Source organism: Pseudomonas bharatica, from assembly GCF_048586865.1.
Classification (GTDB): Bacteria; Pseudomonadota; Gammaproteobacteria; order Pseudomonadales; family Pseudomonadaceae; genus Aquipseudomonas; species Aquipseudomonas bharatica.
Genome location: NZ_JBMAWR010000044.1, coordinates 1 through 17554, shown reverse-complemented (window position 1 = coordinate 17554; position 17554 = coordinate 1). Strand labels below are relative to the sequence as shown.

18 protein-coding genes are annotated in these 17554 nt (G+C 65.2%); 4 read left to right on the top strand and 14 right to left on the bottom strand.

Annotated elements, in window-relative coordinates:
* Positions 1-38: 38 nt before the first annotated feature.
* From ACKLLE_RS26800 to gshB, 14 genes are all read right to left on the bottom strand, one after another.
* Complete coding sequence (locus ACKLLE_RS26800; protein WP_064302603.1) at positions 39-653, bottom strand: TetR/AcrR family transcriptional regulator; 615 nt, start codon at positions 651-653, stop codon at positions 39-41.
* Positions 654-665: 12 nt separating this feature from the next.
* The gene (phaC, locus tag ACKLLE_RS26795) at positions 666-2348 is read right to left on the bottom strand and encodes a class II poly(R)-hydroxyalkanoic acid synthase (protein WP_420059565.1); all 1683 of its coding nucleotides are present in this window, start codon (positions 2346-2348) and stop codon (positions 666-668) included.
* Positions 2349-2471: 123 nt separating this feature from the next.
* Positions 2472-3323 (bottom strand): poly(3-hydroxyalkanoate) depolymerase, encoded by an 852-nt coding sequence (gene phaZ, locus ACKLLE_RS26790; protein ID WP_009397782.1) that lies wholly within the window; start codon positions 3321-3323, stop codon positions 2472-2474.
* A gap of 58 nt (positions 3324-3381) precedes the next feature.
* Positions 3382-5061 (bottom strand): class II poly(R)-hydroxyalkanoic acid synthase, encoded by a 1680-nt coding sequence (gene phaC, locus ACKLLE_RS26785; RefSeq protein ID WP_064302602.1) that lies wholly within the window; start codon positions 5059-5061, stop codon positions 3382-3384.
* 354 nt (positions 5062-5415) lie between these two features.
* Positions 5416-5793, bottom strand: a complete 378-nt coding sequence (locus ACKLLE_RS26780; protein WP_009397784.1) for a gamma-butyrobetaine hydroxylase family protein — start codon at positions 5791-5793, stop codon at positions 5416-5418.
* A gap of 75 nt (positions 5794-5868) precedes the next feature.
* Positions 5869-7206 (bottom strand): ATP-dependent protease ATPase subunit HslU, encoded by a 1338-nt coding sequence (gene hslU, locus ACKLLE_RS26775; protein ID WP_279896700.1) that lies wholly within the window; start codon positions 7204-7206, stop codon positions 5869-5871.
* A gap of 76 nt (positions 7207-7282) precedes the next feature.
* Positions 7283-7813 (bottom strand): ATP-dependent protease subunit HslV, encoded by a 531-nt coding sequence (hslV, locus tag ACKLLE_RS26770; RefSeq protein WP_009397786.1) that lies wholly within the window; start codon positions 7811-7813, stop codon positions 7283-7285.
* Between the two features lie 222 nt (positions 7814-8035).
* Entirely contained in the window at positions 8036-9307 is a 1272-nt protein-coding gene (locus tag ACKLLE_RS26765; RefSeq protein ID WP_064302601.1) for a dihydroorotase, read from the bottom strand.
* Positions 9304-10308, bottom strand: coding sequence for an aspartate carbamoyltransferase catalytic subunit (locus ACKLLE_RS26760; RefSeq protein WP_064302600.1), 1005 nt, complete (start codon positions 10306-10308; stop codon positions 9304-9306). The genes ACKLLE_RS26765 and ACKLLE_RS26760 overlap by 4 nt, the downstream gene beginning before the upstream one ends.
* 12 nt (positions 10309-10320) lie before the next feature.
* Positions 10321-10839: a bifunctional pyr operon transcriptional regulator/uracil phosphoribosyltransferase PyrR gene (gene pyrR / locus ACKLLE_RS26755; protein WP_009397791.1), complete on the bottom strand. Its 519-nt coding sequence runs from the start codon at positions 10837-10839 to the stop codon at positions 10321-10323.
* 44 nt (positions 10840-10883) lie between these two features.
* A complete protein-coding gene (gene ruvX, locus ACKLLE_RS26750; protein WP_420059562.1) occupies positions 10884-11318 on the bottom strand; it encodes a Holliday junction resolvase RuvX in 435 nt (144 codons plus the stop codon).
* Positions 11318-11887: a YqgE/AlgH family protein gene (locus ACKLLE_RS26745; RefSeq protein WP_064302598.1), complete on the bottom strand. Its 570-nt coding sequence runs from the start codon at positions 11885-11887 to the stop codon at positions 11318-11320. Before ACKLLE_RS26745 ends, ruvX begins: the two co-directional genes overlap by 1 nt.
* Before the next feature lie 48 nt (positions 11888-11935).
* Positions 11936-12838, bottom strand: coding sequence for an energy transducer TonB (locus ACKLLE_RS26740; protein WP_420059561.1), 903 nt, complete (start codon positions 12836-12838; stop codon positions 11936-11938).
* Between the two features lie 100 nt (positions 12839-12938).
* Entirely contained in the window at positions 12939-13892 is a 954-nt protein-coding gene (gene gshB / locus ACKLLE_RS26735) for a glutathione synthase (RefSeq protein ID WP_420059560.1), read from the bottom strand.
* 205 nt (positions 13893-14097) lie between these two features.
* On the opposite strand from gshB, the gene pilG reads away from it, so the two are divergent.
* The 4 genes from pilG to ACKLLE_RS26715 are packed head-to-tail and all read left to right on the top strand — an operon-like array spanning position 14098 to position 17537.
* A complete protein-coding gene (pilG, locus tag ACKLLE_RS26730) occupies positions 14098-14508 on the top strand; it encodes a twitching motility response regulator PilG (protein WP_009397797.1) in 411 nt (136 codons plus the stop codon).
* A gap of 45 nt (positions 14509-14553) precedes the next feature.
* Positions 14554-14919: a twitching motility response regulator PilH gene (gene pilH / locus ACKLLE_RS26725; RefSeq protein ID WP_064302595.1), complete on the top strand. Its 366-nt coding sequence runs from the start codon at positions 14554-14556 to the stop codon at positions 14917-14919.
* Between the two features lie 11 nt (positions 14920-14930).
* Entirely contained in the window at positions 14931-15470 is a 540-nt protein-coding gene (locus ACKLLE_RS26720; RefSeq protein ID WP_064302594.1) for a chemotaxis protein CheW, read from the top strand.
* Between the two features lie 18 nt (positions 15471-15488).
* Positions 15489-17537, top strand: coding sequence for a methyl-accepting chemotaxis protein (locus ACKLLE_RS26715; protein WP_064302593.1), 2049 nt, complete (start codon positions 15489-15491; stop codon positions 17535-17537).
* The last annotated feature ends 17 nt before the right edge of the window (positions 17538-17554 follow it).

The following is a 17554-nucleotide window of genomic DNA, read 5'->3' as shown; positions in this document are numbered from 1 at the left end:
GAACCTTGTGGGAGCCGGCGTTGCCGGCGATAGGGCCATCAGCCTTCCAGATACCTCAAGGCCAGCTGCTCCGCCGCATGCCGCGACGGCAATTCCAGGTGCGGTGCCACCAGCATCATCACCTGGTACACCACCACACCCACCTCCGCTTCCTTGGCCAGTACCCGCTGGTAATCCAGGGAAAACAGCAAGGTCAGGGTGATCTGCTCCACCAGTTGCCCCAACGCGCGGGTGTCGCTGACCACCTGCCCCTGCGCCTTGAGATTGGCCAGCAGCGTGGCCAGGGTGCGTTTCAGTCCGTTGAGCAGGTTCCTGATGCCCCGCGCCAGCTTGGGCAGGCGCCCGGTCAGGTTCGACAGGTCCTGGAACAGGAACCGGTACTGCGCCATGCGCTCGACGATCAGGTGCAGGAACAGCCAGTAATCCTCGGCATCCAGGCGCACCTCCAACGGTGGATCGAGCAGTGGCGTCAGTTCCTCCTCGAAACGCTCGAACAGGCCGAGCACCAGCGGCTCCTTGCCGTGGAAGTGGTAATACAGGTTGCCAGGGCTGATCCCCAGTTCGTTGGCGATCTCAAGGGTCGAGACGTTAGGCTCGCCCTGCTCGTTGAACAGCAGCAGGGCACATTCAAGGATGCGGTCGCGGGTTTTCATCCGGTCCTCTGCTCAGCGCACCAGCACGTACTGGCCCGGTGCAGGGTCCATGGCCGGGTGGCTGGCGCTGCCCGGGCTGGTGCCGGTTTCACGCAGGGCGCCGGAACGCCCCTGGATCCACTCCAGCCACAGCGGCCACCAACTGCCCTCGGTCTTTTCGGCATCGTAGTACCAGGCCCTCGGGTCGCTGCTGAGCTTGGCGTTGAGCACATAGTGCGCCTTGGGATTGCCCGGCGGGTTGATGATGCTCTGCACATGGCCGCTGTTGGACAGCACGAAGCGTCGCTCGCCGCCGAGCAGCAGGGCCGAGCGGTACACCGCGTCCCACGGAGTGATGTGGTCGTTGTGCCCGGCGACATGAAAGCTGTCGACGCCGATCTTGCCCAGGTCGATCGGCGTGCCGCATACCTCCAGCCCGGCGGGATGGGCCAGCGGGTTGTATTTGAAGAAGTCCAGCAGGTCGCCATGCAAGGCGGCGGGCAGGCGCGTGGTGTCGTTGTTCCAATAGAGGATGTCGAACGGCGGCGGGGTCTTGCCGAGCAGGTAGTTGTTGACGAAATAGTTCCACACCAGGTCGTTGGGGCGCATCCAGGCGAACACCCGGCTCATCTCGCCACCGTCGAGCACGCCTTGCTGGTACGAGCGGCGCTTGGCCGCCTCGAGGGTCTGCTCGTCGGCGAACAGGCTGGCGGCGCTTTCCATCTGGCTGTCCAGCAGGCTGACCAGGTACGTGGCGCTGTGTACCCGGCGCAGTTGCCGCTTGGCCTGCAAGTGACCCTGCAACGCCGCCATGGTCAGGCCGCCCGCGCAGGCGCCCATCAGGTTGACGTCGCGGCTGCCGGTGATGGAGCGACAGACGTTCAAGGCTTCCTCCAGCGCCGCCACATAACTCGACAGGCCCCATTCGCGATGACGCGGGTCTGGATTGCGCCAACTGATCATGAACACCTGGAGGTTGTTCTTGAGCATGTACTGCACGTAGCTGTTGCCGGGGCCGAGGTCGAACACATAGAACTTGTTGATCTGCGGCGGCACGATCAGCAGCGGCCGGGCGTACTGCTTTTCGCTCATCGACCTGTACTGGATCAGCTCCAGCAGCTCGTTGCGAAACACCACCGCGCCCGGGGTGGTGGCGAGGTTGCGACCGACCTCGAAGGCGTCCTTCGCCACCTGGCGCGGCATGCCGTTGTTGTGGCGCAGATCGTCCAGCAGGTGGCCGAGGCCGCGTACCAGGCTCAGCCCGCCGGAATTGAAGACTTCCTTGACCGCCTCGGGGTTGAGCAGGGTATTGCTCGGCGACACGGCATCGTTGAGCAGGGTGAAGAGGAAGTGCGCGCGGGCGCGGTCGTCCTCGTCCAGGCTGCTTTCATCGATCCACTGGCGGGTCTGTTTCTGCCAGGCCAGGTAGGCCTGCAGGCCTCGGCGATAGAAGGGGTTGAGGCTCCAGGCCGGGTCCTTGAACCGATTGTCCCGCGAACCGGGCTGGTGCAGGGTATCGCCCAGCAGCACGCGGCCCAGTTGGCCGCCCAGTTCGAGCAGGTGGCGTGCGGTGTAGAGCGGATGGCGCAGCCCATGGCGACCGACGTTGCGCAGGGTCGAGACCAGGTCGCGCCCGCGCAGTCCTGTGATCGCGCTCTGCACATTGATATAGGTGGAGGGGGTAGGCGCTACCGCCTTCACGGGCTTGTCTTTCATCGGGCAACACTCCGTCGTCGGGCCATCGACAAACTGAACCAGGATTCATGAGCGACTCCACCTCGACCAGCGCGCCCGCATGCTTCGACGCTCCTGTCGAAAGTGCGGGCGATGAGGGGCGGTTCAGGCGCTCGGGGCGGGCCGGGGGTGCATGACGGCGCGTTGGCGTTCCTCCTGGAGGAACTTCATGATGATCGGCGCCACCGCCTCGGCACGGGTAATCAGAAACAAGTGTCCATCGTCGATTATGTGTAGCTGGGCATTGGGGATTCGCCAAGCCAGGAAACGCATATTGATCAGCGGGATCAGCGGGTCGTCGTCGCCGGCCAGCACCAGGGTCGGTTGCTGGATCTTGTGCAGCCAGTGGGCGCTGGTCCAGCCGAGGCCGGCGAACAGCTGCCAGTAGTAGCCGAGCTTGCCGCCCGAGCGCACCTTGGAGGCATGGTGCAGCGCCAGGTCCGGATCGCGGCGGAAGGCGCCGCCGTAGATCAGCGGGGCGATGCGGATCACGTGGGAAGGCTGCACGTAGCGCCGCGGGCTCGCCATCATCCACAGCACCTTGGGCTTGCCCGGCACCATCACTGCGCCAGCGGCCGTGGCAGCCAGTACCAGCTTCTTGCAGCGCTCCGGATAGTCGTGGGCGAACTGCTGGGCCAGGGCGCCGCCCCACGACACGCCGATGGCGTTGACCTGGCCATAGTCGAGGTAGTCGAGCATGCGCGCGGCCAGCTTGGCCAGGCCGGGGAAGCGATAGGGATGCCTGGGCGTGGACGAACCACCAACCCCGGGCACATCGAAGGCAATGACTTCGAGGTCCGGGTCCAGGGCCTGGATAAAGGGAAATACCAGCTCGAGGTTGGCGCCGATGCCGTTGAAGATGAGCAGCGGCGTCAAGTGCGGCTTGCCGGGGCGAACCGCGGTGCGGATGGTCTGGCCATCCAGGTCGACGGTTCGGAAAACGTACGGTTGCGGCATGCGCGGACCCTGTGTGCGAATAAGGCGCCGCCGGTTTCAGGCCGGCGGCGCGGCGGTTTCAACGCTCGTGGACGTAGGTGCCCGGCGACGCCTCGCCCGCCGGATAGGCCTTGTTGCCGAGCACGGCCGGCGCCGGTTTCAGTTCGCCGGAACGCTCGCTCAGCCAGTTCTGCCAGTACAGCCACCAGGAATCGGTGTGCTTGTTGGAGTTTTCCTGCCAGGCGTTGGGGTCGGCAGGCATCTCCTTGCTGGTCATGTAGCGTGCCTTGGGGTTGCCCGGCGGGTTGAGAATGCTCTGGATGTGTCCGCTGTTGGACAACACGAATTCGACATTGCCGCCGAACAATTGCGCCGACCTGTAGCAGGATTGCCACGGCGTGATGTGATCGGCGGTTCCGGCGACGCAGAAAATATCGGTGCTGACCTGCTTGAGGTCGATGGGCGTTCCGCATACCTCGAGGGCATTGGGGCGGGTCAGCGGGTTGTTCTTGAACATCTCGATCAGGTCGCCGTGGAAGGCAGCCGGCAGGCGCGTGGTGTCGTTGTTCCAGAACAGGATGTCGAACACCGGCGGCTCGTTGCCCAGCAGGTAGTTGTTGACCCAGTAGTTCCAGATCAGGTCGTTGGGCCGCATCCAGGCGAAGACCTTGGCCATGTCGCGGCCTTCCAGCACCCCGGCCTGGTAGGAGTGGCGCTTGGCCGCTTCGAGGGTCTGCTCGTCGACGAACAGTGCCACCTGGGTATCCAGGGTGGTGTCGAGCACGCTGACCAGCAGGGTCAGGGCATTGACCTTGCGCTCGCCCAGCGCGGCGTAATGGCCGACCAGCGCGGTGCAGGTGATGCCGCCGGAGCAGGCGCCGAGCATGTTCAGGTCATCGCTACCGGTGATTTCCAGCACCACGTCGACCGCTTCCTTGAGCGCGTCGATATAGGTCGACAGGCCCCACTCGCGCTGGGCCTTGGTCGGGTTGCGCCAGCTGATGATGAAGGTCTGCACCGTGGAGCGCAGGCAGAAGCGCGCCAGGCTTTTTTCCGGGCTGAGGTCGAAGACGTAGAACTTGTTGATCTGCGGCGGCACCACCAGCAGCGGACGCTCGTGGACCTGCTCGGTGATCGGGCCGTACTGAATGAGTTCCAGTACATCGTTGCGGTACACCACGGCGCCTTCGCTGGTGCCGAGGTTCTTGCCGACCTCGAAGGCCTCCATGTTCACCTGGCTGGGCATGCCGCCGTTGTTGACCATGTCCTTGGCCAGGTTGGCCAGGCCGTCGAGCAGGCTCTTGCCACCGGTTTCGAAGAAGCGCTTGACCGCCGCCGGGTTGGCCATGCTGTTGGTCGGGGCCATGGCTTCGGTCATCAGGTTGATGACGAAGTGGGCGCGGCTGATATCGGTATCGGACAGGTTGCTGGCGCCGACCCAGTCATGCAGCTCCTTGCGCCAGGCCAGGTAGGTCTGCAGGTAGCGGCGATAAAGGGGGTTCTGGCTCCAGGCCGGATCGTTGAAGCGACGGTCGTCGCTTTCCGGCTGCAGGCTGGATTTGCCGAAGATCACGTCCTTGAGCTCCATGCCGAAGTGCGCGACATGCTTGGCGCTGTGCAGCGGTTGCCGGATGGCCTGGCGCAGCACCATGCGGGCAGAAGTCAGCAGATCCTTGCGGCGCAAGCCTATCACCGGGTTCAGACCCAGCGTGTTTTCCGAGGCTTGGCGCTGCAGGTCATCGTTACTCTTGTTGCTCATCTACGACGCTCCGTTGTCCTGAGACGAGTACCGCTCGGCGACTGGCGACTACCAGACCAATGCCGGTACTGCTGCTCGGGTGACCAATGATAACGAGTTGCGATCCTGCGGCCGGCCGAGAGGGGCGTTGAGCGTTGCGGGTACTGTCCGCATCGAGAAGACTGCCTGCTTTCGCTCGCTTTCTCGGCATCCCGGCCCGTTCCCTTTCTCCGTGCAGAGGATGCAGGGAACCTGCCAGGTCCATTGGTTACCCGACTTTCCATCAATGCGCAAGCCGGCCAGATGATGGCCGGTGCCGCAGGCATTCAAGCAGATCGGTTTAGAAAATGCGCTCTAAAACAGCAGAGTGCCGGGCTAGAGCATCAGCTTGATGACAGACTCGGACGGGTCGCGGGATTTGCCGGCAGCGGCGAGATCCTTGAGGTATTCGGCCCAGAGTTCGTCCTGGCGCAGGCACAGCTGTTCGAGGTACTCCCAGGTGAACAGTCCGCTGTCGTGGCCGTCGTCGAAGGTCAATTTCAGTGCGTATTGGCCGGCGGGCTCGATCTTGTCCAGGCCGACGCCAAGCTTGCCGAATTGCAGGATGGGATTGCCGTGGCCCTGGACCTCGGCGGAAGGGGAGTGCACGCGCAGGAACTCGGCGGGCAGGTGATAGACCTCGCCCGGGCCGTAGGTCAGGCTCAGGGTCTTCGAGGCTTTGTGCAGGTTGATTGCAGTGGGCAGGCGGGACATGTCGGGCTCCTTGGCTACAGGGCCGCACGCTACAAGCTGGACATCGGCGACGTCCAGCCCGCAGCGTATCGAGGCTTACAGAATGTAGCGCGACAGGTCTTCGTTCTGTGCCAGTTCACCGAGATGGCTGTTTACATAGTCGGCGTCGATGCGGATCGGCGCTTCGCTGTGGGCAGCGGCCAGGTCGCCGGCGCTGAACGACACTTCTTCGAGCAGGCGTTCGAGCAGGGTGTGCAGACGACGGGCACCGATGTTCTCGGTCTTCTCGTTGACCTGCCAGGCGATCTCGGCCAGGCGCTTGATGCCTTCCGGGGCGAACTCGATATGCAGGCCTTCGGTCTTGAGCAGCTCGCTGTATTGCAGGGTCAGCGAAGCGTGCGGCTCGCTGAGGATGCGCTCGAAGTCTTCCGGGCTCAGGGCCTTGAGCTCGACGCGGATCGGCAGGCGGCCTTGCAGCTCGGGAACCAGGTCGCTCGGCTTGCTCAGGTGGAACGCGCCGGAAGCGATGAACAGGATGTGGTCGGTCTTGACCATGCCCAGCTTGGTGTTGACGGTGCAGCCTTCGATCAGCGGCAGCAGGTCGCGCTGCACGCCTTCGCGCGAGACATCGGCACCGCCGACGTTGCCGCGCTTGGCGACCTTGTCGATCTCGTCGATGAACACGATGCCATGCTGCTCGACCGCTTCCAGGGCCTTGGCCTTGAGTTCTTCCTCGTTGACCAGGCGTCCGGCTTCTTCGTCACGCACCAGCTTGAGCGCTTCCTTGACCTTGAGCTTGCGGCTCTTGCGCTTGCCCTTGCCCATGTTGGCGAACAGGCTCTGCAACTGGTTGGTCATCTCTTCCATGCCCGGCGGCGCGGAGATATCGACGCCCATGGCTTCGGCCACTTCGATCTCGATTTCCTTGTCGTCCAGCTGGCCTTCGCGCAGGCGCTTGCGGAACAGCTGTCGGGTGTTGGAGTCGGCGCTTGGCGCGGCGTCCTCGTTGAAGCCGGCGCGGGCCGGTGGCAGCAGGGCGTCGAGGATACGGTCCTCGGCGGCATCTTCGGCGCGGTGGCGCACGCGGATCATTTCCTGCTCGCGGAGCATCTTGATCGCCGCATCGGCGAGGTCACGGATGATCGATTCGACGTCACGGCCAACATAGCCGACTTCGGTGAACTTGGTCGCTTCCACCTTGATGAACGGCGCATTGGCCAGCTTGGCCAGGCGGCGGGCGATCTCGGTCTTGCCGACGCCGGTCGGGCCGATCATCAGGATGTTCTTCGGGGTGACTTCGGCACGCAGCTCGGCAGGGAGCTGCATGCGCCGCCAGCGGTTGCGCAGGGCAATGGCGACGGCGCGCTTGGCGTCGTCCTGGCCGATGATGTGGCGGTTGAGTTCGTGGACGATCTCGCGGGGGGTCATGGACATGGTATGTGGTGGTCCCGTGGCGGTGGTGTCAGCGTGGAAAAGCCCGGCGGTGTATCCGGGCGCCAGAACAGCTGAATCACTCGGCCAGGTCCTGCTCCTCGATGGTCAGGTTGTGGTTGGTGAACACGCAGATGTCGCCGGCGATGTTCAGGGCGGTCTCGGCGATTTCCCGGGCCGACAGGTCGGTCTTTTTCAGCAGGGCGCGGGCGGCGGCCTGGGCGTAGGCGCCACCGGAACCCATGGCGATCAGGCCGTCCTCGGGTTCGACCACGTCACCGTTGCCGGTGATGATCAGCGAGGCGTCCTTGTTGGCGACCGCGAGCATGGCTTCCAGGCGGCTCAGGGAACGGTCGGTACGCCATTCCTTGGCCAGCTCGACGGCGGCGCGGATCAGATGGCCCTGGTGTTTTTCCAGTTGCCCTTCGAAGCGCTCGAAGAGGGTGAAGGCGTCGGCGGTGGCACCGGCGAAACCGGCGATGACCTGGCCGTGGTACAGGCGACGGACCTTCTTGGCGTTGCCTTTCATCACGGTGTTGCCGAGGGAAACCTGGCCGTCGCCGCCCATGACGACTTTGCCGTGGCGACGAACTGAAACGATGGTGGTCAAGGGAGAGTCTCCACGCAGCGGGGCGAAAATGCCTGTGCAGACTCATATGGGGGTGCAGGGAAGGATTTCAACCTTGGGGGACGGGTGGTGCGACCTTGGTCTGAAGAGCAAGAGAGCGGCGCGGACCTTGTGGGAGCGGGTTCACCCGCGATTGCAGTAGTGAATCCACCATCGCAATCGCGGGTAAACCCGCTCCCACAGGGGAGATGTGCAGGTCTGGGATCAGCCCTCGTGGCTGATATGCCCATCCACCACGGTGTACCGTACGGCACCCGGCAGGCAGTGGCCGATGAACGGGCAGTTGTCGCCCTTCGAGCGCCATTGCTCGCCCGCCACGGTGGAGGCTTGCGGGTCGAACAGCACCAGGTCGGCGGCGGCGCCGGACTTCAGCTCGCCTGCCGGCAGGCGCAGCGCCGCAGCGGGGCCGGCCGACAAACGCTTGAGCAGGGTCGGCAGGTCCAGCAGGCCATCGGCGACCAGGGTCATCGCCAGCGGCAGCAGCAGTTCCACGCTGCTGATGCCCGGCTCTGTTGCGCCGAACGGGGCCAGCTTGGCATCCCGCTCATGCGGCTGGTGATGACTGGAAATCGCCTGGATCACTCCAGACTTCACCGCTTCGCGCAGGCCGTCGCGGTCGGCGCGGGTGCGCAGCGGCGGTTGCACGTGGTACAGGCTGGAGAAGTCCACCAGCGCTTCATCGGTGAGAATCAGCTGGTACAGGGCAACGTCTGCGGTCACCGGCAGGCCGCGGGCCTGGGCCTGGGCGATCAGTTGCGCGCCGCGGGCGCTGGTCAACTGGCTGAAGTGCGCCCGTACGCCGGTTTGTTCCACCAGCAGCAGGTCCCGGGCCAGGGCCACTGTTTCCGCGGTTTCCGGGATGCCCGGCAGGCCGAGGAAGCTGGCCATGGCACCTTCGTGGGCCAGGCCGCCGGCGGCCAGGTCGCGATCCTGGGAATGGAAGATCACGGTCAGGTCGAAGGTCGCCGCGTACTCCAGCGCCCGGCACAGGGTGCGGGTGTTGCCGAAGCTTTCCAGGCCATTGCCGAAGGCTACGCAACCCGCATCGCGCAGGGCCACCAGCTCGGCCAGTTGCTCGCCTTCCAGGCCCTTGCTCAGGGCGCCGATCGGAAACACCTTGGCATGCCCGGCCTCGCGGGCGCGGTCGATGACCAGTTCGGCCACGGCCGAGGTGTCCAGCACAGGCTTGGTGCGGGGCGGGCAGCACAGGCTGGTCACGCCACCGGCAGCGGCGGCGCGGGTTTCGCTGGCGATGGTGCCTTTGCGGCTGTAGCCCGGCTCGCGCAGGGCGACGCTGAGGTCGACCAGGCCCGGCGCGGCCACCAGGCCGGCGGCGTCGATGCTGCGCGTGGCCTTGAATCCGGCCGGGGCGGCGCCGATGGCGACGATCCTGCCGCCTTCGACGTGCAGGTCGGTGACCTGGTCCAGGCCGCTGTTGGGGTCGATGACCCGGGCGCCGAGGATGCTGAGGGTCACTGGGCGTTCTCCTGCTCGAATTGACGTTGGGCGTTCTGCCCGCTCATGGCCATGGACAGCACCGCCATGCGCACGGCGATACCGTAGGTGACCTGGTTGAGAATCACCGAATGGGCACCGTCGGCCACCGCCGACTCGATCTCGACGCCACGGTTGATCGGCCCCGGGTGCATGACGATGGCATCCGGCTTGGCGCCGGCCAGGCGCGCGGTGGTCAGGCCGAACAGGCGATAGAACTCGCCTTCGCTCGGCAGCAGGCCGCCGGCCATGCGCTCGCGTTGCAGGCGCAGCATGATGACGACATCGACATCCTTCAGGCCCTGGGCGAGGTCGGTGTAGACCTTCACGCCGTACTGCTCGATACCGACCGGCAGCAGGGTTTTCGGGCCGATTACGCGGATGTCCGGGCACCCCAGGGCCTTCAGTGCCAGCATGTTCGAGCGCGCTACCCGCGAGTGCAGGATGTCGCCGACGATGGCTACCGAGAGGTTTTCGAAGCCGCCCTTGTGCCGACGAATGGTCAGCATGTCGAGCATGCCCTGGGTCGGGTGGGCGTGACGGCCGTCGCCGCCGTTGATGATCGCCACCTCAGGGCACACGTGCTCGGCGATGAAGTGCGCGGCACCGGAGTCGGCATGGCGCACCACGAACATGTCGGCGGCCATGGCCTCGAGGTTGCGCAGGGTGTCGAACAGCGTCTCGCCCTTGCTGGTCGAGGAGGTCGACACGTTCAGGGTGATGACGTCCGCCGACAGCCGCTGGGCGGCCAGTTCGAAGGTGGTGCGGGTACGGGTGGAGTTCTCGAAGAACACGTTGCACACGGTCTTGCCGCGCAGCAGCGGGACTTTTTTCACCGCCCGGGCGCCGACTTCAAGGAAGGAGTCGGCGGTATCGAGGATTTCGGTGAGCAGCTCGCGGGGTAGGCCGTCGAGCGAGAGGAAGTGGCGCAGCTGGCCCTGGTCATTGAGCTGCAGCGGGCGCTTGGCGTCGATTGGCGTCATCGCGGGGGACTCTTAAAGGGCGGAAGCGGGGGCGAGGTCCTGGCGCTCGAGGGCGAGCGGCGCGGGGCCGGTCAATTTTACCCGTTCGTGGGCGGCCAGCGACAGGGTCGCGCCAACCACGTTCGGGCGGATCGGCAGTTCGCCAGCATCGAGGTCGAGCAGGCAGACCAGGGTCACGCTGGCCGGGCGGCCGTAATCGAACAGCTCGTTGAGGGCAGCGCGGATGGTGCGACCGCTCATCAGCACGTCGTCCACCAGCACCAGGTGCTGGCCTTCGATCTCGAACGGCAGCTCCGACGGACGCACCTGCGGGTGCAGGCCATTCTGGCTGAAGTCGTCACGGTAGAAGGATACGTCCAGGGTGCCGAGGGGCTCCTGGCTGCCCAGCTCGTCGAGCAGGGCCTGGGCCACCCAGACGCCACCGGTACGGATGCCGATGTAGCGTGGCTCGGTGATGGCGCGGCGGCTCAGATGGGCGCGTAGGTCGACGGCCATCTGCCGGATCAGTTCGGCGGGATTGGGTAGGCTCATGCTTGCTCCTGGAAAGGGCCGGTTCATAACCGATGATCGGGGAGTTACGACTGTGCGGCGTTGGCCTCCAGCCAGCCTTGCAGCAGCAGGGCGGCGGCGATGGCATCGACCGGGTTGTCGCGATAGCTGCCACGCTGGCCGCCGCGGGCCATGCGCTCGCCCTTGGCTTGGAAGGTGGTCAGGCGTTCGTCGTGGGTGTGTACCGGCAGGTTGAAGCGGCCATTCAGGCGCCGGGCGAACTTCTCGGCACGCTCGCTCATCTCGCTGGGGGTGCCATCCATGTTCAGCGGCAGGCCAACGACAATGGCGTCGGGCTTCCATTCCTTGATCAGCTTTTCCACCTGGTTCCAGTCCGGCACGCCGTTCTGCGCCTTCAGCGTGCACAGCTCGCGGGCCTGGCCGGTGATGACCTGGCCCACGGCGACGCCGATCTGCTTGCTGCCGTAGTCGAAACCCAGCAGCAGACGAAGCTCGGCCATCAGGCGTGCCCCGCCTGGCTGGTCAGCAGGCTCAGGTTGATGCCCAGGCGCGTGGCGGCGGCGTTCAGGCGCAGCTCGGTATCGGTAGCGAAGAGGATTTCCGCGTCGAACGGGCAGTTGAGCCAGGCGTTGTCGGCCAGCTCCGCCTCCAGTTGCCCGGCTTCCCAGCCGGCGTAGCCCAGGGTGATCAGGCTCTGCCGCGGACCATTGCCCTCGGCGATGGCGAACAGCACGTCCTGGGAGGTGGACAAGGCCAGGCCGTCGAGCTGGATGGTGGCCTGGTAGGTGCGGTCGTTGGTGTGCAGGACGAAGCCCCGGTCGGTCTGCACCGGCCCGCCGATGTAGATCGGCACGTTGACACTGAGCGGCGAGGGTTCTTCCTCGGGACGCAGTTGTTCGAGGATATCGGCCAGGTTCAGCTCCTGCGGGCGATTGACCACCAGGCCCATGGCACCGTTCTCGTTGTGTTCGACGATGTAGGTCAGGGTCTGGGCAAAATTCGGGTCCGCCATGTGGGGCATGGCGATCAGGAACTGATGCTTGAGGTAACTCGGGCTGAAATTTTTCATACCGGCTAGTGTGGCGGCGAGGGGCCGGGCTGACAAGCTGCAGCGTCGTTAATTGCTGGAGAGGCGGTCGCCGCGGGCAAAGCGCCAGGTGCGGACGATTTCCAGGCGATCGACGTCGGCAAGGTCGCCCGTGAGCGGTGCGAAAGGCGCCGCCAGGCGCACGATGCGCTGCGCTGCCTGGTCCAGCAGCGGTTGCCCGGACGACTCGAGCACCAGCACTTCGTAGAGCGAGCCGTCGCGATTGATCGACACCATCAGCCGCAGGCTACCGTAGATCTGCTGGCGGCGGGCTTCGTCGGGATAATTCAGGTTGCCGATGCGCTCGATCTTCTTGCGCCATTCGTCCTTGTACCAGGCGCCCTTGTCCCGTGCGGTCGAGGCGGCGCTGATGCGGTGGATGCGCGGGCGCTTGGCGTACAGCTGCTGCTCGTTGGCCAGTTCCGCTTCGAGGCTGGCGATCTGGCTGGACAGTTGCGAACTGTCGAAATCCGGCGTTTCGGCCTTGGGAGCCGGCTGTGGCTTGGCTTCCTTCGGCGCGTTCTGCACTTTCTGCGGCTTGGGAGCGACAGTGGTGACCGCCGCCTTGGCCGGCGGTGGCGGCACCTCTTCCTTGCGCGATACCGGGGGTGGCGTGACCTTGTTGACCTTGCTGTCCTGGAACGGCGCTACTTCGGTGGTCTTCGGTACTGCCGCCTTGTCCAGGGTACCGCTGCCCTGCTGGTTTTCCTGGGCAAGGAAATCGGCCTTCTGCGGCTTTACCTCGCTCTTGAACATCGCCAGGGTGATGTCCATGGAACGACGGATTTCCTCCGGTTTGGCGAAGCTGAAGCTCACCCCGAGAATCAGCGCCAGGTGCAGCAGCGCCGCCACGAATAGGGTAAAGCCGAGGCGGTCCGCCGGGCGGACGCGGGGCGGGACGAAGTCGGCAGGGATATCGGCGGGAAGCGTCATCGGTAGTCCAGCAGCCGGGGAAGGCCGGCGAAGCGGGGAAGCCAGGTCGAAAAGGGACCGGCATCATAACCCACTGCGCAGGCTTTCCTCTTGTCGTCGGTCAGCGTGCCTTGAGCTGGCGATCGATGGCGTCCATCAACTGCCCGCCAATATTGGTGTTGTACGCCGCATCGATCTCGCGGATGCAGGTCGGGCTGGTGACGTTGATCTCGGTGAGGTAGTCGCCGATCACGTCGAGGCCGACGAACAGCAGGCCCTTTTCCCGCAGGGTCGGGCCGACCTGGGCGGCGATCCAGCGGTCGCGGTCGGTCAGCGGGCGGGCTTCGCCACGGCCGCCGGCCGCCAGGTTGCCGCGGGTCTCGCCACTGGCCGGAATCCGCGCCAGGCAGTAGGGCACCGGCTCGCCGTCGATCATCAGGATGCGCTTGTCGCCGTCGGTGATCGCCGGCAGGAAGGCCTGCGCCATGATCTGCTGGGCGCCGTGCTGGGTCAGGGTCTCGAGGATCACCGACAGGTTCGGGTCGCCCGGACGGTGGCGGAACACCGAGGCGCCGCCCATGCCGTCGAGCGGCTTGAGGATCACGTCGCCATGGGTTGCGGCGAATTCACGCAGGATATCCGCGCGGCGGCTGACCAGGGTCGGTGCCATGCACTGCGGGAAACGGGTGGCGAACAGCTTCTCGTTGCAGTCGCGCAGGCTTTGCGGGCGGTTGACCACCAGCACGCCTTCGGCCTCGGCCTGCTCCAGCAGGTAGGTGCTGTAGACGAACTCCATGTCGAAGGGCGGATCCTTGCGCATCAGGATCACGTCGAGGTCGGCCAGCGGTGCGTCCTGCTCGGCGTCCAGTTCGAACCAGCGCTCGGGGTTGGCGAACACCTTCAATGCACGCATCTGCGCGCGGGCCTGGCCAGCGCCCAGGTAAAGGTCCTTCTGTTCCATGTAGAACAGCTCCCAGCCGCGCTCCTGTGCGGCCAGCAGCATGGCCAGCGAGCTGTCCTTCTTGTAGGAGATGGACGCGATGGGGTCCATGACAATGCCGAGGCGAACGCTCATGGGGGGTAAATCCTCTCGGCGGCCCGGGGCCGCGGTGGTTGCAAGGAAAAGTGGCTCAGGGTGGCGCCCGGGACGCTGGCGGTCAAGGGAAAAACGCAGCGCAGCCCGGGCCCGGCGTGGCTCGATGGTATGCACCCCTTGAGTATGCTAAAAATGCGGGCATGTGGCCGGCATGGCGCTATCCGACAGCAATGGTAGAGCGAATATGGTTCAGCCCGACACGGCATTGAAAGTGATGGTGATCGACGACTCCAAGACGATTCGCCGCACCGCCGAGATGCTGCTCGCCGAAGCGGGATGCGAGGTGATCACGGCCATCGACGGTTTCGATGCCCTGGCCAAGATCGTCGATCATCGCCCCGGCATCATCTTCGTCGACGTCCTGATGCCGCGCCTGGACGGGTACCAGACCTGCGCCCTGGTCAAGCACAACAGCGCCTTCAAGGATATTCCGGTGATCATGCTGTCGTCCCGCGACGGCCTGTTCGACAAGGCCCGCGGGCGGATCGTCGGCTGCGATCAGTTCCTGACCAAACCGTTCGGCAAGGAAGAACTGCTGGAAGCCATCCGCGCCCATGTGCCGGGCTTCACGGCGGAAGAACAACACGCACCCTGACGCCGGCCTGCAAGCGCTGGCGTCTTTCCTTATACGAGGAACAGCATGGCCCGAATTCTTATCGTCGACGACTCGCCGACCGAGACCCACAGATTCACCCAGATGCTCGAGAAGCAAGGGCACCAGGTGCTCAAGGCGGCCAATGGCGCCGACGGCGTGGCCCTGGCGTCCCAGGAAAAGCCCGATGCGGTGCTGATGGATGTCGTCATGCCCACCATGAACGGCTTCCAGGCTACCCGCAGGTTGAGCAACGACCCCGCGACCAAGGACATCCCGGTGATCATCGTCACCACCAAGGACCAGGAAACCGACAAGGTCTGGGGCACTCGCCAGGGCGCCAAGGCCTACCTGGTCAAGCCGGTGGAAGAAGACGACCTGGCCAGGGTGCTCGACAGCGTCCTGAAGGGTTGAACCGCATCACCATGGGCGAATCGCTGACCGCCTTCGAGCTGCTGCTGGACATCGACCGGCGCTGCCGCCTGCTGGCCGCCGACCTGCCGTTGCAGGAAACCCGCCTGCAGACCTGGAGCGGTATCGGCTTTCGTCTGGGCGAGCATTGTTTCGTAGCCCCCATGGGCGAAGTGGCCGAAGTGCTGACGGCCCCGCGCCTGAGCCGGATTCCCGGGGTCAAGCCATGGGTGGCCGGGGTCACCAACCTGCGTGGCCAGTTGTTGCCAGTCACCGACCTCGGCGGTTTTCTCGGCCTGGAGGCGAACCAGGGCCGCAAGCAGCGTCGGGTATTGGTGGTGGACCACGATGAACTGCTCGCCGGCCTGCAGGTGGACGAAGTGCTTGGTCTCCAGCATTTCGCCCTCGACGGTCTCGATCTGGCGCCGCCGTCGCCCTTGCTGGGCAGCGCGGCTCCCTTTATCCAGGGGCACTTCCAGCGCGAGCACTGCTGGGGGATTTTCAGCCCGTTCGCCCTGGCCCAGTCCCCGGGCTTTCTCGATGTCGCGCTGTAGTAGAGGAACGCCAGAACCGTGAGCCAGACCAAGCCCGTCAATTCGCTCAAAGGATCGCGCAGCAGCGCGCAGATTGCGGCGTTGTTCGTCGTGCTGATCCTGTCGATCATCCTGCTGTTCGCCAACTTCGCCTACCTCAACACCCAGGCCAACCACGACAAGCAGTACATCGGGCACGCCGGCGAACTGCGCGTGCTGTCGCAGCGCATCGCCAAGAACGCCACCGAAGCGGCGTCCGGCAAGACCGTGGCGTTCCGCCTGCTGAGCGAGGCGCGCAACGATTTCGAGCAGCGCTGGAGCTACCTGAAGAAAGGCGACCCCGCCACCGGCCTGCCCTCGGCGCCAGCGGCGGTGCGCAGCGAGATGGAGGCCGTGCAGCGCGACTGGGAGACGTTGCGCAAGAACACCGACGTGATCCTTGCCAGCGAACAGACCGTGCTGTCCCTGCACCAGGTCGCCGCCACCCTGGCCGAGACCGTGCCGCAGTTGCAGGTCGAGTACGAGAAGGTGGTGGAAATCCTTCTGCAAAGCGGCGCGCCGGCCGCCCAGGTGGCGGTGGCCCAGCGCCAGGCATTGCTGGCCGAGCGCATCCTCGGTTCGGTGAATACCGTCCTGGCCGGCGACGACGCCTCGGTGCAGGCCGCCGATGCCTTCGGTCGTGACGCCAATCGCTTCGGCCAGGTCTTGGAGGGCATGCTCGGCGGCAACCCGGCGATCCAGGTTACCCGCGTGCAAGACCCGGACGCCCGCGCCCGTCTCGGTGAAATCGCCGAGTTGTTCCAGTTCGTCGCCGGCTCCGTGGACGAGATCCTGGAAACCTCGCCCGAACTGTTCCGCGTGCGCGAGGCCGCCGGAAACATTTTCAGCCTGTCCCAGACCTTGCTCGATGAAGCCTCGCGCCTGGCCACCGGCTTCGAGAACCTCGCCGGTGGACGCACCCTCGACACCGTCGGCGGCTATGTGCTGGGCCTGCTGGCCCTGGCATCGATCATCCTGATCGGTTCGGTGATGGTCCGTGAAACCCACCGCCAGCTCAGTGAAACGGCCGAGAAGAACGAGCGCAACCAGCAGGCGATCATGCGCCTGCTCGACGAAATCGAAGACCTGGCCGATGGCGACCTGACCGTCACCGCGTCGGTTACCGAGGATTTCACCGGGGCCATCGCCGACTCGATCAACTATTCCATCGACCAGCTGCGCGACCTGGTGGCGACCATCAACCTCAGCGCCGAGCAGGTCGCCGCCGCCGTGGAAGACACGCAGAACACCGCGCACTTGCTGGCCAAGGCGTCCGAGCATCAGGCCCAGCAGATCGCCGATGCTTCCATGGCGGTGGGCGACATGGCCGAGTCCATCGACCGGGTATCCGGCCACGCCTACGAATCGGCCAAGGTGGCCGAACGTTCGGTGGCCATCGCCAACAAGGGCAACGAGGTGGTGCACAACACCATCCACGGGATGGACAACATTCGCGAGCAGATCCAGGACACCGCCAAGCGGATCAAGCGCCTGGGCGAGTCTTCCCAGGAAATCGGCGATATCGTCAACCTGATCGACGACATTGCCGACCAGACCAACATCCTGGCGCTCAATGCGGCCATCCAGGCCTCCATGGCCGGCGAGGCCGGGCGCGGCTTTGCCGTGGTCGCCGACGAAGTGCAGCGCCTGGCAGAGCGCTCGTCCTCGGCGACCCGGCAGATCGAGGCGCTGGTTCGGGCGATCCAGGTCGATACCAACGAAGCGGTCATTTCCATGGAACAGACCACCGCCGAGGTGGTGCGTGGCGCACGCCTGGCACAGGACGCCGGCGTGGCCCTGGCCGAGATCGAAGGGGTGTCGCAGACGCTGGCCGAGCTGATCCTGAGCATTTCCGATGCCGCCCAGTTACAGACGTCGTCGGCCGGGCAGATCTCCCATACCATGGCGATCATCCAGCAGATCACCTCGCAGACCTCGTCCGGCTCCACTGCCACCGCCGAAAGCATCGGCAACCTGGCGCGCATGGCCAGCGAGATGCGGCGGTCGGTTTCGGGCTTTACCCTGCCGCCGAATCCAGAGTCCCGCTGAATCGACACGGACCCTGT